Here is a 13943-nt window from a genome sequence, read left to right on the forward strand (position 1 = left end):
CCGGCGGGCGCACTGAGCAGACCCACATCATCGGGCACGCAGCTTGAGGACACCTTAAGGCAACGCTAAGACGCGCTGGCCATCATCGCAACAAAGGAGTTGCCATGAAGCACTTGTACTGGGTTCGCCTCTTGCCGGAGGCCCTGGCCGCGCTGGCCGCCCTCGCCGGGCCGGGGGCTCATGCCCTGGCCGCCACCCCCGCCGAGATCCTGAGCGCCTACAGCGCGCAGGCCGGCACGGCGCCTCAGCCGGCACGCGGCCAGCAGTTTTTCAATGTGACGCACGGCCGGGAGTGGCGTTGCGCCTCTTGCCACGGCGCGGTGCCAGTCCAGGCTGGCCAGCACGCCAGTACCGGCAAACCGATTGGCGCATTGGCGCCGGCCTTCAACCCCGAGCGCTTCACTGATCAAGCGAAGACCGAAAAGTGGTTCCGCCGCAATTGCAATGACGTCGTCGGGCGCGAATGCACATCGGCCGAGAAGGCCGACGTGCTGAGCTGGCTGATGACGCTCAAGCCGTGAGCGAGCCGCCCCGAATGTCGACGCATCGAAAGTCCACCATGCCCCGCGATCCTGCTGTCCCGCCACCCGTTGCCGCCTGGGCGCTGGCGGCTGCCCTGGCCCTTGGCCTGTGTGGCCGCGCTGCTGCTGAAGAGGAGCGGCGCGCGCCGGCGCCGCCCATGCTGCCCAGCTACAAGACAGAGTGCGCCGCCTGCCACGTGGCCTACCCGCCGGGGATGCTGCCAGCGGCGTCCTGGCAGCACCTGATGACCCGGCTGCCGAATCACTTCGGCACCGATGCCTCGCTCGACCCCGAGGTAGTGCGCTCGCTTTCCACCTGGCTGAGCGCAAACGCTGCGACCGGACGCCGCGCGCAGGAGGCGCCGCCTGAGGACCGCATCACCCGCTCAGCCTGGTTTGTGCGCCAGCACGACGAAGTGCCCGCAGCCGTCTGGAAGCGGCCATCCATCAAGAGCGCATCGAACTGCGCTGCCTGCCACACCGGTGCCGATCAAGGAGATTTCAATGAACACAGGGTCCGAATTCCGCGCTGAGGCGCCCGCCCAAAAGGTGCTGGTCTGGGACGCGCCGGTTCGCGTCTTCCATTGGCTGATGGTGTTCAGCTTCGCCGGGGCCTACCTGACAGCGGAGAGCGAACGCTGGCGCCTGGTGCACGTGACGCTGGGCTACACGATGGCCGGATTGCTGGTGTTCCGCCTCGTGTGGGGCCTGGTTGGCAGCCGCCACGCGCGCTTTGCGAGCTTCGTGCGCGGCCCGGCGGCCGTTGCACGCTACCTTCGCGGCCTGGTACACGGCCAGCCCGAGCATCATGTGGGGCACAACCCGGCGGGCGCGGTCGCCATCGTGGCGCTGCTGGGCTTGACTGCGCTGGTGACGGCAACGGGCTGGGCCACCTACAGCGACATTGGCGGTGAGTGGCTGGAAGAGCTCCATGAGGGCGCTGCCAACGCCATGCTGGCCTTGGTGGGTGTCCACATCGTGGGTGTGCTGCTTGGCAGCTGGATGCACCGTGAGAGCCTGGTCGCCGCCATGGTGACCGGGCGCAAGGCGGGGCGCCCGGAAGATGGCGTGCGAAGCACATGGCGCAGCGTGGCGGTGCTGATGCTGGTGGCTGTGCTGGGCTTCTGGGCCTTGCAGTGGCAAAGCGCGCCAGTGGCAGGCGGCCCGGATGCGGCCTCCGGCTTCACCGCCGGGCATGACCGCGACGATGATGACGACGACTGAAAGATCAGGACGAGGACAATCCGGACCATGCGCATCCTGCTAGCCGAAGACGATCCGTTGCTCGGCGACGGGCTGCGCGCCGGCTTGCGCCAGCTGGGCTTCCAGGTCGACTGGGTGCGCGATGGTGGCGCGGCAGAACGCGAGTTGCGCGCGCAGCCCTATGCGGCCACGGTGCTGGACCTCGGCCTGCCGCTGAAGGACGGCATGGCGGTGCTCGCTGCGATCCGGCAGGCCGGCCTCACGCTGCCGGTGCTGGTGCTGACGGCGCGGGATGCCGTGCCAGACCGTATCCGCGGGCTCGACGTGGGAGCCGATGACTACGTGGTCAAGCCGGTTGACCTGAACGAGCTCGCTGCCCGGCTGCGCGCGCTGGTGCGGCGCTCGCATGGCCAGCCGCAGGAATGCCTGACGGCCCAGGACGTCGTGCTGGACCCTGCTGCGCGCTCTGTTGTGCAGGCCGGCCTGAGCGTGCCGCTCTCGGCGCGCGAGTTTGACCTGCTGCACGCGTTGATGCTCAACGCCGGGCGCGTGCTGTCGCGTGAGCAGTTGGCGCAGCACCTCTACAGCTGGGGACAGGAGGTCGAGAGCAACGCGGTCGAGGTGCATGTTCACCACCTGCGGCGCAAGCTCGGCAGCGCGCTGATCCAGACGGTGCGCGGTGTCGGTTATGTGCTGACGCGCGAGCTGCCGAGGCCCTGATGCGGTTTCCCCTTTTGCACTTGCCCCGTTCGCTGCAGGGCCGGCTGTTGCTGATGGTGATCGGCGGGGTGGCCGGCATCTGGATCGCGGCGGCTGCGCTGACCTGGCTGGACGTGCGCCACGAACTCGATGAACTGCTGGACGGCCATCTGGCACAGGCCGCGGCGCTGCTGGTGGCGCAGCAGGCGGCCGAGACAGAGGAGGACGAGCACGGCATCAACGCCCCTTCGTTGCACCGCTATGCGCCGAAGGTCGCGTTTCAGGTCTTCCATGAAGGCCGGCTGGCGCTGCGCTCTGCCAACGCGCCGGCCACGCCGATGCTGGCCCTCGCCGGCAGTGCTGAAGAGCGTCCTCAAGAGGGCTTCCGCACGATTGCGATGGGCGGTGCGACCTGGCGGGTCTTTGCCACCTACGGTCGTGAACGAGACACGCAGGTCTTCGTTGGCGAGCAGGTCGAGTCGCGCAACGCCATCCTCCGGGCGGTGCTGCGCAGCGTGCTCACGCCCATGCTGTTTGCGCTCCCCCTGCTCGCGCTGGCGGCCTGGTGGGCGGTGCGCCAGGGCGTTGCGCCCATGCAGGTGCTGAGCCGCATGCTGGCCAGGCGGCAGGCGCAGGCACTGGCGCCGATCACGGTGGATGGGGCGCCCTCCGAGATGGCCCCGATGCTGGCGGCCTTGAACAGCCTGTTCCAGCGCATTGCCGAGCTGATGGCGTCGGAGCGCCGCTTCACCGCCGATGCCGCCCATGAGTTGCGCACCCCCATCGCGGCGATCCGCGCCCAGGCGCAGGTGGCACTGGCTTCATCGGACGACGCGGAACGTACCCATGCGCTGCAGGCGACCGTGCAGGGCTGCGACCGCGCCACGAGACTGGTCACGCAGCTGCTGACGCTGTCCCGGCTTGAAGCCGGCAGCTCGCCGGTGCTGGGCCGGCTGGATGCCTGCGCCGTGGTGCGCGAGGTGGTGGCCGATGTCGCCGCGCTGGCCTTGGACAGGCAGCAGACCATCGAGGTCGAAGCCCAGGCGGCTTGCCCGGTCAATGCCGACGCGACGCTGCTGGCAGTGCTGCTGCGCAACCTCGTCGACAACGCCATTCGATACAGCCCGGCGGGCGCCCGCGTCAGGGTGGTGGTTCGGAACCTGGCCGGCAGTGTCAGCGTGACGGTGGTCGACAGCGGGCCGGGCATGAGCGACGCCGAAATGGCACACCTGGGCGAACGATTCTTCCGGGTCGTTGGTACCGGCCAGAGCGGCAGCGGCCTGGGTTGGTCCATCACCCGACGCATTGCAAGCGTGCTGGCCGCCGAGCTCAGCGTGTCCCGCTCGGCTTTACTGGGTGGGCTGTCGGTCGAGCTGCGGTTTCCGCTGGCCTGAGGCGCGGGCCCGTCAGCCCTGCACCGCTGCAGGGGCCATGCTCAGCCCGTGGCGGGTGCCCGGCTCCATCAGCAAGGAGCGCTTGGCGAACTGCATTTCCTCGGCCGGCAGGTCCGCCAACAGCCCCACTTCGCCGGCAACCAGCGTGGCGACCGGCACACCATCGCGGTAGAGCACCCGGCTGCCCGCCGTGCGCGGCAGCTTGGGCCCGGGCAGCAGCGTGCCCAGCAGATTCGCAGGATCGGTCGCTGCGAGGCAAATCCATGCGTTGCCTGGCGGCTGTCGGCGCACTTCGCGCATGCGGGCCACGGCTTCTGGCAGTGCGAACTGTTCGCCCGAGACGCCAGCGATGAAACGGCCGCCGCGCAACTCGCCGCGCGCCTCCAGCCGGCGGCAGACGCGCACCAGGTCGCGCCAGGGCGGCAGCCACGCGGGCTCGCGCTCCAGCAGGCGCCAGGCGATGACGCCGTAGCGGCGCAGCAGGGTCTTGACAACGTGTTCCAGGTCTTCGGTTGATGGCGTGGATCCGGCTTCGGACCGGGTGCGCACCAGCGACCAGCGGCCGGCGTCCTCGATGCCGAACAGCGGCCGGCGCGGCGCGTGGTGGCGCGAGCGGCTGCCGGCGTGCGCGGACGGGCGCTTGGACGGGGGCACCATCAGCGCGCGCAGGCCGGCGAAGCTGTCGCAGCTGGCGCGGCCACGCACCACGAGTTCGGCCAGCGCGTCTTCCAGCTCGCTTTGCAGCAGGCGGGTGCCTTGCTGCATTTCGTCGAAGAACGACGCGCCGTGGCTGGCGAGGTGGTCGGCCAGGCGCTGTGCACGGGCGCCGAGCGCGGCGTCTTCGGTGGGCGCCGGGGCGATGCGTGCCCATTGCGCTGCGCTGCGGCGCGGCAGCAGCAGGATCGGCGTGCTGAGCAGCGAGCCGCTGACGCTGCCGCCTTTGCCGCCGCTCGTCGCGGTGGGGCGCAGGCGGGTCCAGGTGGTGCGACCTGCGGTGCAAAGGTCGTCCAGCCAGGTGCTGCTGTAGTCCCGCACGCGGGCCGGCAGGATCTCGGCTTCCCATTGGCCGGCCGGCGCTTCATAGCCTTCGAGCTGGGCCAGCACCGCGGGCAGCGCCTCGGGACCTTCGACCTGGTGGGCTGGGCCGACCTGCTGCCAGTCGAACAGGAAGCGCGCGAAGTCCCGCGGCTCGACCGGCTCGATCTCCTGGCGCAGGCGCTTGAGCGTGTAGCGATGAATTCGGGCCAGCAAGTGCCGCTCGCACCATTCCACTTCCAAGGTGCCAGGCGTGAATCTCCCCTGCATCACCGAGCCTTCGCTTTGCAGCCGCAGCAGCGCGTTTTCGACCTCGCCGGGCTGCAGTTGCAGGCTGGCCGCCAGCGTGGCCTGCGTGACCGGGCCCAGGCCGCCGAGGCGGGCGCGCGCCAGTTCGCGCAGAATGTCTTCGCGCGGGCCTGTGGTGGCGTATTCAGGTAGCGCTTTCAGTGGCGGATGCAGCGTGGCTTCGGAGTACAGCGCCTGCGCCTCGGCCAGCCGTTCGGCGGCTGTCCACAAGCCGTTGGACAGGCGCGTGGCGCGGCTGGCGCGGGCCAGTGCGGCGAGCCAGCCTGGCCATCCGGGGTTGGCGGCGGCCTCGCTGTCGCTGATCAGGCCGAGCGCGTTGAGGGCCTCGTGCATTTCGTCGGCGTCGCGGGCGCGGGGCCAGGCCTCGTCGCGCACGGCTTCTATTGCTTCGGGCGACAGCCGGCCCAGGTCGTCTGCGCTTTCGGGGTCGCTGTAGCGGCGGTTCTGCACGGCTTGCGTGCGGCGCTCTTCCAGCGGGGCGTCGTCCAGGAAGGCGTAAGGCTTGGCGTTCAGCGCTTCGGCGGCCAGCGGCGAAGGGCCGGTCAGGTCGCGCGCAATGACTTCCAGCTCGCCGGCTTCGAGCTGGCGCAGCACGGCCAGCCAGCCTTCGGCGTCCATGGCTTCGTGCAGGCAGTCGTCCAGCGTCTGGGCGACGAGGGGATGGTCGGGGATCTCGCGTTCGCCGACGATGTTTTCCAGGCAGGCGACCTGGTCCGGGAAGACCGCCGCCAGCAGGTCTTCGGACTTCATGCGCTGCAGCTGCGGCGCGACCTTGCGGCCACCGCGCATGCGCGGCAGCGCGAGGGCTGTAGTGGCGTTCCAGCGCCAGCGCACGCCGAACAGCGGCGCGTCCAGCAGCGCCTGCGTGAGCACATGCAGGGCCGTCTTGCTGTTCAGGTAGCGCGCCACTTCTTCGAGCGGGAAGCTGTGGCTGGTGGAGAGGGACAGCACGATGGCATCTTCGGTCGCCGCGGCCTGCAGCTCGAAGTTGAACTGGCGGCAGAAGCGCTTGCGCAGCGCCAGGCCCCAGGCGCGGTTGAGCCGGCTGCCGCGCGGCGAGTGGATCAGCAGCTGCATGCCGCCGCTCTCGTCGAAGAAGCGCTCCATCACCACGCGCTGCTGGGTGGGCAGCACGCCGAGCGCTTCCAGGCTGCGGCCCAGGTAGTCCACCAATTGGCGCGCGGCAGCATCGTCCAGCGCCAGTGTGTCCCGCGCCCAGGTGACGGCTTCTTCCGGCGTGCCGGCCAGCCATTGGCGCTCGAAGTCGGCCCGCAGGCGGGAGACGGCAAACGAGAGTTCGGCTGTGCGGCCGGGCGCCTCGCCGAGCCAGAACGGGATGTTGGGCGCGGCGCCCTGCGCGTCTTCCACCCGCACCACGCCGGGCTGCACACGCAGGATGCGGTAGCTGGTGTTGCCGAGCTGGAACACATCGCCGGCAATGCTCTCGACCGCGAAGTCTTCGTTGACGCTGCCGATCTTGTCGGCCTGCGGTTCCAGCACCACGGTGTAGTCGCCGGACTCGGGGATGGTGCCGCCGGAGGTGAGGGCCGTCATGCGCGCACCCTTGCGCTCGCGCAGCTGGTGGTGCACGGCGTCACGGTGCACATAGCCGGCGCGCGGGCCCTGGCGGGTGGTGAAGCCTTCGGAGACCATGCGCACGACTTCGTTGAAGCGCTCGCGAGTGAGGTCCCGGTAAGGCCAGGCGCGGCGCACCAGCTCGAACAGCGCGTCTTCATGCCATTCCTGGCAGGCCACCTCGGCAATGATCTGCTGGGCCAGCACGTCCAGCGGCGCAGGCAGCACGTGCAGGGCATCCAGCTCGCCGCGATTCACGGCGTCCAGCAGCGCGGCGCATTCCACCAATTCGTCGCGCGACTGCGGGAACAGCCGGGCCTTGGGTACGCCGCCCACGTGGTGGCCGGCGCGGCCTGCCCGCTGCAGGAAGCTGGCGATGGCGCGCGGCGAGCCGAGCTGGCAGACCAGGTCCACGTCGCCAATGTCCAGCCCCAGTTCCAGCGAGGCCGTGGCCACCAGCACCTGCAGCTCGCCGGCCTTCAGGCGCTGCTCGGCCAGCAGCCGGGCTTCCTTGGACAGGCTGCCGTGGTGCGCGGCCACCGCTTCCTTGCCAAGCCGCTCGCCCAGGTGGCGCGCGGCGCGCTCGGCCATGCGCCGGGTGTTGACGAAAACCAGGGTTGTGCGGTGCGTGGCAACGAGTTGCTGGATGCGGTCGTAGACCTGGTCCCACTGGTCCGTGGACATGACGACGCTGAGCGGCGTGGGCGGCAGTTCCAGCGCCAGGTCGCGCTGGCGGGTGTAGCCGATGTCGATGATCTCGCAGGGTTTGCCGCCGGTGAGAAAGCGGGCGACCTCGTCGATCGGCTTTTGCGTGGCCGACAGGCCGATGCGCACCAGCGAGGCGTTGCACAGCGCCTGCAGCCGCTCCAGCGTCAGCGCCAGGTGGCTACCGCGCTTGCTCGCGGCCAGCGCATGGATCTCGTCGACGATCACCGTGCGCACCGTGCCCAGCAGCTTGCGGCCCGAGGCCGAACCCATCAGCACGTAGAGCGATTCGGGCGTGGTGACGAAGACATGCGGCGGCCGGCGCAGCGCCTGCTGGCGCTCGGTGGCGGGCGTGTCGCCGGTGCGCACGGCGGTGCGGATGTTGACGTCCGGCAGGCCGAGCTTTGTCAGCTGTTTTCGGATGCCGGCCAGCGGCGCTTCGAGGTTCAGCCGGATGTCGTTGGACAGCGCCTTCAGCGGCGAGACGTAGACGACGGCGCATTCGTCTGGCAGGCCATGGTTGGCCAAACCCCGGCGCACCAGATCGTCCAGCGCGGCGAGGAAGGCGGTGAGCGTCTTGCCGGAACCGGTGGGCGCGGCCACGAGGGTGTGCTGCCCGCGCTGGATGGCCGGCCATGCGGCCGCCTGCGCGGGCGTGGGCGCAGGGAAGGTCTGGTCGAACCAGGCCTGGACGGCGGGGTGGAAGTCGTGAGGAGAGGTCACAGCACCAGTGGGCAAGGCGTGGGCGCAGCTTGCCACGTCGGGGCCGGGCCTGCGAAATCAAGGCAAATGGTGGGCCAGCGCCGACAGGCCATTTTTTACATTCGGGGGCTTCAGAAAGGACTTCAGTCGGTCGCCCTTGTGCCGATGAGCGGGGCTGATCCGATGCAGCTTGCCGGTTTGCAGTTTTGATCGGTCCTTTGCCGCCTCACAGCCCTTCAACAGACGCTGCCAGACGCCATGCCATCTTCTACCCGCACCTACGACCGCCGGCATCCCCATGCCGGCAATGAATCCCGCAGCGAGCTTCGCCGGGCCATCGTCATCCTCGCGGTGGCTGCGGGCGTGCTGTCGCTGCTGTTCCCGCTGAGCCGGTTCACCGCGGACTCCATGAACGCGGGCAACCGGCTGAAGGAGGAGTCCAACTCCTCGGCGGTGCTGGTCTGCACCAGCGGCACCATGGTGCACGGCGACGGCAGCCTGGCCGACTTCTTCACCGAAAAAGGCTACTTCCAGTGCAACGACTGGAAGATGGGCAACGGCGCACCCACCGCGCGCTGAGTCCCTGCCGAGGGCGCGCAGCTTCAAGCTTCCGCGCTGCCCTTGGCCAGCCTGGCCACCAGCTTCATCAGCGTGGGCACGCGGCGCCTGCCGTGCATGGCCCGCACCCGCGCCTTGGCCGAGCCAAGGTCCAGCCCCACGCTGGTGATGATCAGCGGCTTGGCCTCTTCCTCGCGGTACAGCTCGAACTGCGCTGGCGTGTCGGCCATGGCCGTCTTCGACAGCCCGACCACCGCCGCCCGCCCGCCCAGCGCCTGGTAAAGCCGCTGGCCCAGGCCAGGCGTGTCCTGGGCGTCCAGGAACACAAAGCCGTCGATCAGGATCACCTCGGGCTGCAGCGCATGCTGGCGCAGCAGCTCCAGGATGGCATGCAGCTCGCGCAAGTCCGGCTCGCCTTTCGCCGGCTTGTCCAGCGCCGCCACGCGAGTCACGAAGGTACGCTCCGCTTCGGCCGCACCCCATTCGTCAAACGCCACGGCCGCGGCCTGGCCACCGGTGCCGTCAAGGTGAACATCCACTGCGAGTTTCATGAAAGGGCCTGTCGGGTCTGCTGGGTCTGGCCGGGATTGTCCTGCCTCTAAGATGCCGGGTTTCCACTCACCGGATGCCCTGGGTGATTTCGACACTGACGCAAACCAAGTTCGCGGCCTTCCTGTTCGACATGGACGGCACGCTGCTCAACAGCATTGCGGTGGTCAACCGCGTGTGGGGCCAGTGGGCCTTGAAGCATGGGCTGGATCCAGTGGCAGTGGGGCACACGCTGCACGGCCGGCGCGCCATCGACACGGTGCGGGACTGGCAGACGCCGGGCATGGACGTGGACCTGGAGGCCGAGGCCATCCTGCAGGCGGAACTGGACGATGTGGTTGGGCTGATCGAGATTCCCGGCGCGCAGGCGTTCCTGGCCGCATTGCCGCCTGATCGCTGGGCGCTGGTGACTTCGGCGCCGCGGGCGCTGGCGCTGCGCCGGGTGCGGGCCGCGGGGCTGCCGCTGCCGGCGGTGATCGTCACCGGGGATGACGTGGCCAATGGCAAGCCGGCCCCGGATTGTTTCCTGCAGGCGGCAAAGCTGCTGGGCGTGGCGGCGAGTGACTGCCTGGTCTGGGAAGATGCGCCGGCAGGCATTGCGGCAGCGGAGGCGGCGGGCGCCTCGGTGATGGTGATTGGCACCACGCATGCCACGCCGATGCAGACGCCGCACCCGGTGGTGGGCGGCTACACCCAGCTGAGCGTGGCGGTGGACGAGGACGGCTCGCTGCTGCTGCAGGCCGTGAACCAAGGCTGACGGGCGCTCAGCCCGGCTGGCCGTCCACCGCGGGTGGCGGCGGGCTCGGCGGCGGTGCGGTCGGCGGCGGAGTGGACCCTTGCTGCGCCTCCGGCAGTTTCAGGCCCACGTAGGTGCCGGCGCTCAGGCCCATCAGCGTGAGGATGGACGGGTCCAGCTCCGGCATGGTCAGCCGGGTGCCAACGTGGATCAGGAACATCAGGCCCAGGGCGACCGTCATCACCAGCATCTGCAGCCGGTGGATGGTCAGGCCGTTGGCGTCGCTCAGCAAGTCATGGAAGAACACGCCGGAGTTGCCGGCGTCGGCCTTGCGGTCGGCCGAGACGCCGACCGAGGCCAGCGTGGTGGCGCTGGAGATGCCCATCAGTGAAAGCGCCTGGCCGCTGATCACCGGCATCTCGCCGGTCACCAGCCAGAGGAACACGAAGGACGCGAAGACGATGGCGAACCACCAGGCCATCTGTGTCTTGGCCAGGCTGAAGGTGCGGCTGGCCAGCGGCGTGCTGGGCACCGCGCCGTCCCGCAGCAGGGCGGAGAAGCGGGCAAGGTAGATCAGCAGCGCCCAGACGTAGGCCACGATGGCGAAGGCCACGGGCGACCACCAGGCGAAGATGGCGAAGCTGAATTGCCGGCCGCGGGGCGAGAGGTGGGCGGTCTTGCCGTCCTCGTTGGTCTGCACCAGCTCGTAGCCCAGCGTGCGGCCGTCTTTCACTGCGCTCAGCGGCTGGCCGAGGATCACGGTCCACACGGCCTGGTCAGCTTCGGCGGGCAGCTTGTTGTCGCCGTGGTGGAACCAGAAGGTGGCGACGGGCTTGGGCCCGTCCTGGCAGCCAACCGCGCGCAGGCCGGTGTCCATGCCTTCGACCTTCAGCACCAGCTTGCCGGTCTCGATCTCGTCGCACGAGGGCGACGGCAGCCGCTCGAACGACAGCATCTCGTTGACGCGGGGCTTCGCCTGGCCGGGCTGCAACCCGCTCTTCCAGACCACCGCCATCATGCAGGCCACCAGCACGGCGTAGATCAGGCTGGCCAGGCCAATGCGCTGGCCGTGGGTCAATGGTGTGGACATGGGGCGGTTCTCCCGGCGCGGGACAGCCGCGCAGCGGGGCGATGGTGGTCCGCCGGTCGCCCGCGGGCAATCCTCCTTCTGAGGGACAGCGGCCGGGTAGGCCCGTCCCAGGCCTGGTGGACGGGCGGAGGACTGCAACATACCAGGCGAACGCAGCTCTCAAGGTGCCCCTACCGCGGGCGGCGCGAGGGCGGCCTGCTCCAAGGACAGCGAGGGAACATCTTGGCGTTGGCGCCGCGATTGTGAGGATCACGGGCGGGAAAGCGCCTTTGCCTTGAGTTGTACAATTGAGTTGTACGTATTCAGGAGAGCGCCCGATGGACAGCATTCCCTACAGCGAAATTCGCGCACATCTGGCCGAAACCTTGCGTGAGCTGGAGGTGCGCGAGGAGCCGATCTACATCTCGCGGCGGGGTGAGCCGGCCGGGGTCTTGATGTCGGTGGCGCAGTACCGCCGGCTGACCACTGGTGACGTCGCGCCGGGCCCCTGGGCAGCGCTGCAGGCGTGGCGCAGTGAACACGCAGCCGAGCTCGCTCAGCAAGATCATGCGGACGACCCGTTTGCGAATCTTCGCGAGGCGGACGAGAACGGTGGCCGTGCACCATTCGAATGGCCGGCTGACGCGGGCTTGGGCAAGGCCGAAGGCGCATGACTGTGGCGCTGAGCCGTGAGCCGTCCCCAGCCATTCTTTGGCTGCTCGATGCCAACGTCATCTCGGAACTGGCCCGGTCTCATCCGGAGCCGCAGGTCGAGCGACTGTTCCAGCAACACCAATCGGAGCTGGCGCTGCCGGCACCTGTCTGGCATGAACTGAACTACGGCTTGCTGCGCTTGCCGGAAGGTGCGCGCAAGGCCAGGCTGCTGGCCTTTCTGCAACGGGTCTGCGGCACGCTGCCCAAGCTGCCGTACGACGAGGCGGCAGCCATGATCCATGCACAGCTGCGCGCTGAAAGCGCGGCCCGTGGCAGGGTGCTGCCGTTTGCAGACGCGCAGATCGCATCTGTGGCCATTGCGCAGGGCTGCACGCTGGTCACCCGCAACGCCAAGGACTTCGCCGATGTGCCGGGCCTGCGCTGGGTGAACTGGTTCAGCAACTGATCCGTCGGGAAATGCGCGTCACGTGAAGGTGATGTAGCAGCCGTTTCCGTCCCCTTGTTGACGAACCCCGTGTCTCGGTCGTCGCACGACGCGCCAGGCTTCGCAGATGTGCGGATTTAGCCTCGCTTGTCGGGGTTTGGACCCATGCAGCGGCACGGTGCAATGTCGATACCCGGCATGCCGACGGCTGTGTGCCGTGCGGTACCAAACAAGGATGTAGGCGATGAACTTGAACAATGTCTCCGTGTCGCGCAAGTTGTGGGCGACGATTCTGCTGCTGCTGGTGGCCGTGCTGTCGATTGCGGGGCTGACGCTTTGGCGCGCCGAGCAGGTGCGGCGGGCTTCCGTGGCGGCGCTGGCCGACACCCACGACATGATCGCCAAGTCGGTGCTGTGGAAGGGCTTGACCGAGGCAGCGGTGGCGCGGGGCATGGCTGTTTCGGTGAGTGGTGACCCGGCCTTGCGTGAGCTGTTCAAGGACAACCTGGCGAATGACGCACCGCGCATCGCCAAGCTGCGCGAAGGCCTGGCCAAGCAGGCGCAGACGCCGGAAGACCAGGCTTTGCTGAAGACGATTGGCGCCAACGGCAAGGCGCTGGTGGCGGCAAGCAAGAAGACCGGTGACCTGGGCGCTGCGGGCGACAAGGAAGGCGTTGCCGCGATGCTCAAGGCCGAGTACGCGCCGGCAACGCTGACCTACCTGGCCAGCATCGAGCAGTTCGTGGACCTGCAGCGCAAGAAGGGCGAGCAGGCGCTGGCGGATGCGGATGCCGTCCAGCGGCGCATCGTCGTGGAAGGCAGCATTGGCGCCCTGGTGGTGGGCCTGCTGTCGCTGTTTGCGATCCACCGGCTGGTGGGCTCGATCCGGCTGCCGCTGCGGCGCGCCATCGAGGTGTCTCAGGCGATTGCGGCGGGCGACCTGACGCAGCAGATCGATGACCGCCGTGGCGACGAATTCGGTGAACTGATGCGCGCGCTGCAGCACATGAACGGCGAGCTGGCGCGGGTGGTGGGCAATGTGCGGGCGTCGACCGACAGCATCGGCACGGCGTCGACCGAGATTGCCACCGGCAATGCCGACCTGAGCATGCGCACCGAGCAGACGGCTTCCAACCTGCAGCAGACGGCCAGCTCGATGGAACAGCTGACCGGCACGGTGAAGCAGTCGGCCGAGTCGGCCTACACGGCCAACCAGCTCGCCACGTCCGCCGCCGAAGTGGCCCAGCGCGGTGGCGCGGTCGTGGCGCAGGTGGTGTCCACCATGGACGAGATCCAGCACAGCTCGCGCAAGATTGCCGACATCATCGGCACCATCGATGGCATTGCCTTCCAGACCAACATCCTGGCGCTGAATGCCGCGGTGGAGGCTGCGCGTGCCGGTGAGCAGGGCCGCGGTTTTGCAGTGGTGGCGAGCGAAGTGCGTTCGCTGGCGCAGCGCTCGGCCGAGGCGGCGCGCGAGATCAAGGCCTTGATCGGCAGCAGCGTGGACCGGGTGGAAGCCGGTTCGCGCCTGGTGCAGGACGCGGGCAGCACGATGAACGACATCGTCGCCAGCGTGAAGCGGGTGACCGACATCATTGGCGAGATCACCGCCGCCGCGCGCGAGCAGAGCGAGGGCATTGGCCAGGTCAACACCTCGGTGACGCAGCTGGACCAGATGACGCAGCAGAACGCGGCGCTGGTGGAACAGTCGGCCGCGGCCGCCGAAAGCCTGCGCGAGCAGGCCGGCAGCCTGGCCGGCGTGGTCGCTCAGTTCAAGCTGCGCTGA

13 protein-coding genes are annotated in these 13943 nt (G+C 68.9%); 10 read left to right on the forward strand and 3 right to left on the reverse strand.

Features of this window, described 5'->3' with window-relative positions:
- Nucleotides 1-104 precede the first annotated feature (104 nt).
- From LRH25_RS30260 to LRH25_RS30280, 5 genes are read left to right on the forward strand one after another with little or no spacing between them, the layout of a single operon-like run.
- The gene (locus LRH25_RS30260) at nucleotides 105-521 is read left to right on the forward strand and encodes a DUF1924 domain-containing protein (RefSeq protein WP_141287491.1); all 417 of its coding nucleotides are present in this window, start codon (nucleotides 105-107) and stop codon (nucleotides 519-521) included.
- 38 nt (nucleotides 522-559) lie between these two features.
- Nucleotides 560-1054 (forward strand): diheme cytochrome c, encoded by a 495-nt coding sequence (locus LRH25_RS30265; RefSeq protein WP_141287492.1) that lies wholly within the window; start codon nucleotides 560-562, stop codon nucleotides 1052-1054.
- Nucleotides 1026-1745: a cytochrome b/b6 domain-containing protein gene (locus tag LRH25_RS30270; RefSeq protein ID WP_141287493.1), complete on the forward strand. Its 720-nt coding sequence runs from the start codon at nucleotides 1026-1028 to the stop codon at nucleotides 1743-1745. The genes LRH25_RS30265 and LRH25_RS30270 overlap by 29 nt, the downstream gene beginning before the upstream one ends.
- A gap of 27 nt (nucleotides 1746-1772) precedes the next feature.
- Entirely contained in the window at nucleotides 1773-2444 is a 672-nt protein-coding gene (locus LRH25_RS30275) for a winged helix-turn-helix domain-containing protein (RefSeq protein WP_141287494.1), read from the forward strand.
- Entirely contained in the window at nucleotides 2444-3817 is a 1374-nt protein-coding gene (locus tag LRH25_RS30280; protein WP_231013118.1) for an ATP-binding protein, read from the forward strand. Before LRH25_RS30275 ends, LRH25_RS30280 begins: the two co-directional genes overlap by 1 nt.
- A gap of 12 nt (nucleotides 3818-3829) precedes the next feature.
- On the opposite strand, the gene LRH25_RS30285 is transcribed toward LRH25_RS30280, so the two are convergent.
- Nucleotides 3830-8200, reverse strand: a complete 4371-nt coding sequence (locus tag LRH25_RS30285; protein ID WP_375142192.1) for a DEAD/DEAH box helicase — start codon at nucleotides 8198-8200, stop codon at nucleotides 3830-3832.
- A gap of 201 nt (nucleotides 8201-8401) precedes the next feature.
- Between LRH25_RS30285 and LRH25_RS30290 the strand changes: the two genes are divergently transcribed.
- The gene (locus tag LRH25_RS30290; RefSeq protein WP_141289658.1) at nucleotides 8402-8722 is read left to right on the forward strand and encodes a hypothetical protein; all 321 of its coding nucleotides are present in this window, start codon (nucleotides 8402-8404) and stop codon (nucleotides 8720-8722) included.
- A gap of 23 nt (nucleotides 8723-8745) precedes the next feature.
- Here LRH25_RS30290 and LRH25_RS30295 read toward each other — a convergent pair whose 3' ends face one another.
- Nucleotides 8746-9252: an endonuclease V gene (locus LRH25_RS30295; RefSeq protein ID WP_141289659.1), complete on the reverse strand. Its 507-nt coding sequence runs from the start codon at nucleotides 9250-9252 to the stop codon at nucleotides 8746-8748.
- Between the two features lie 83 nt (nucleotides 9253-9335).
- Here LRH25_RS30295 and LRH25_RS30300 point away from each other — a divergent pair, with 83 nt between their 5' ends.
- Nucleotides 9336-10007, forward strand: a complete 672-nt coding sequence (locus tag LRH25_RS30300) for an HAD-IA family hydrolase (protein WP_231013120.1) — start codon at nucleotides 9336-9338, stop codon at nucleotides 10005-10007.
- A gap of 7 nt (nucleotides 10008-10014) precedes the next feature.
- Here LRH25_RS30300 and LRH25_RS30305 read toward each other — a convergent pair whose 3' ends face one another.
- On the reverse strand, nucleotides 10015-11076 hold the full coding sequence (locus LRH25_RS30305; RefSeq protein WP_231013121.1) for a hypothetical protein: 1062 nt from the start codon (nucleotides 11074-11076) through the stop codon (nucleotides 10015-10017).
- Nucleotides 11077-11393: 317 nt separating this feature from the next.
- Between LRH25_RS30305 and LRH25_RS30310 the strand changes: the two genes are divergently transcribed.
- The 3 genes from LRH25_RS30310 to LRH25_RS30320 all read left to right on the forward strand — a co-directional run bounded on the left by LRH25_RS30310 (nucleotide 11394) and on the right by LRH25_RS30320 (nucleotide 13943).
- Nucleotides 11394-11729, forward strand: a complete 336-nt coding sequence (locus tag LRH25_RS30310) for a type II toxin-antitoxin system Phd/YefM family antitoxin (RefSeq protein WP_141285658.1) — start codon at nucleotides 11394-11396, stop codon at nucleotides 11727-11729.
- On the forward strand, nucleotides 11726-12175 hold the full coding sequence (locus tag LRH25_RS30315) for a type II toxin-antitoxin system VapC family toxin (protein WP_141285656.1): 450 nt from the start codon (nucleotides 11726-11728) through the stop codon (nucleotides 12173-12175). The genes LRH25_RS30310 and LRH25_RS30315 overlap by 4 nt, the downstream gene beginning before the upstream one ends.
- 223 nt (nucleotides 12176-12398) lie before the next feature.
- On the forward strand, nucleotides 12399-13943 hold the full coding sequence (locus LRH25_RS30320) for a methyl-accepting chemotaxis protein (RefSeq protein ID WP_141285654.1): 1545 nt from the start codon (nucleotides 12399-12401) through the stop codon (nucleotides 13941-13943).

The sequence above is a fragment of the Ideonella azotifigens genome, assembly GCF_021043325.1.
GTDB classification, from domain to species: Bacteria; Pseudomonadota; Gammaproteobacteria; order Burkholderiales; family Burkholderiaceae_C; genus Ideonella; species Ideonella azotifigens.

Bases quoted from the DNA above. Each gene is read 5' to 3' on its own strand.
- LRH25_RS30260 (WP_141287491.1), top strand. From the start codon at position 105: ATGAAGCACTTGTACTGGGTTCGCCTCTTGCCGGAGGCCCTGGCCGCG.
- LRH25_RS30265 (WP_141287492.1), top strand. From the start codon at position 560: ATGCCCCGCGATCCTGCTGTCCCGCCACCCGTTGCCGCCTGGGCGCTG.
- LRH25_RS30270 (WP_141287493.1), top strand. From the start codon at position 1,026: ATGAACACAGGGTCCGAATTCCGCGCTGAGGCGCCCGCCCAAAAGGTG.
- LRH25_RS30275 (WP_141287494.1), top strand. From the start codon at position 1,773: ATGCGCATCCTGCTAGCCGAAGACGATCCGTTGCTCGGCGACGGGCTG.
- LRH25_RS30280 (WP_231013118.1), top strand. From the start codon at position 2,444: ATGCGGTTTCCCCTTTTGCACTTGCCCCGTTCGCTGCAGGGCCGGCTG.
- LRH25_RS30290 (WP_141289658.1), top strand. From the start codon at position 8,402: ATGCCATCTTCTACCCGCACCTACGACCGCCGGCATCCCCATGCCGGC.
- LRH25_RS30295 (WP_141289659.1), bottom strand. From the start codon at position 9,252: ATGAAACTCGCAGTGGATGTTCACCTTGACGGCACCGGTGGCCAGGCC.
- LRH25_RS30305 (WP_231013121.1), bottom strand. From the start codon at position 11,076: ATGTCCACACCATTGACCCACGGCCAGCGCATTGGCCTGGCCAGCCTG.
- LRH25_RS30310 (WP_141285658.1), top strand. From the start codon at position 11,394: ATGGACAGCATTCCCTACAGCGAAATTCGCGCACATCTGGCCGAAACC.
- LRH25_RS30315 (WP_141285656.1), top strand. From the start codon at position 11,726: ATGACTGTGGCGCTGAGCCGTGAGCCGTCCCCAGCCATTCTTTGGCTG.
- LRH25_RS30320 (WP_141285654.1), top strand. From the start codon at position 12,399: ATGAACTTGAACAATGTCTCCGTGTCGCGCAAGTTGTGGGCGACGATT.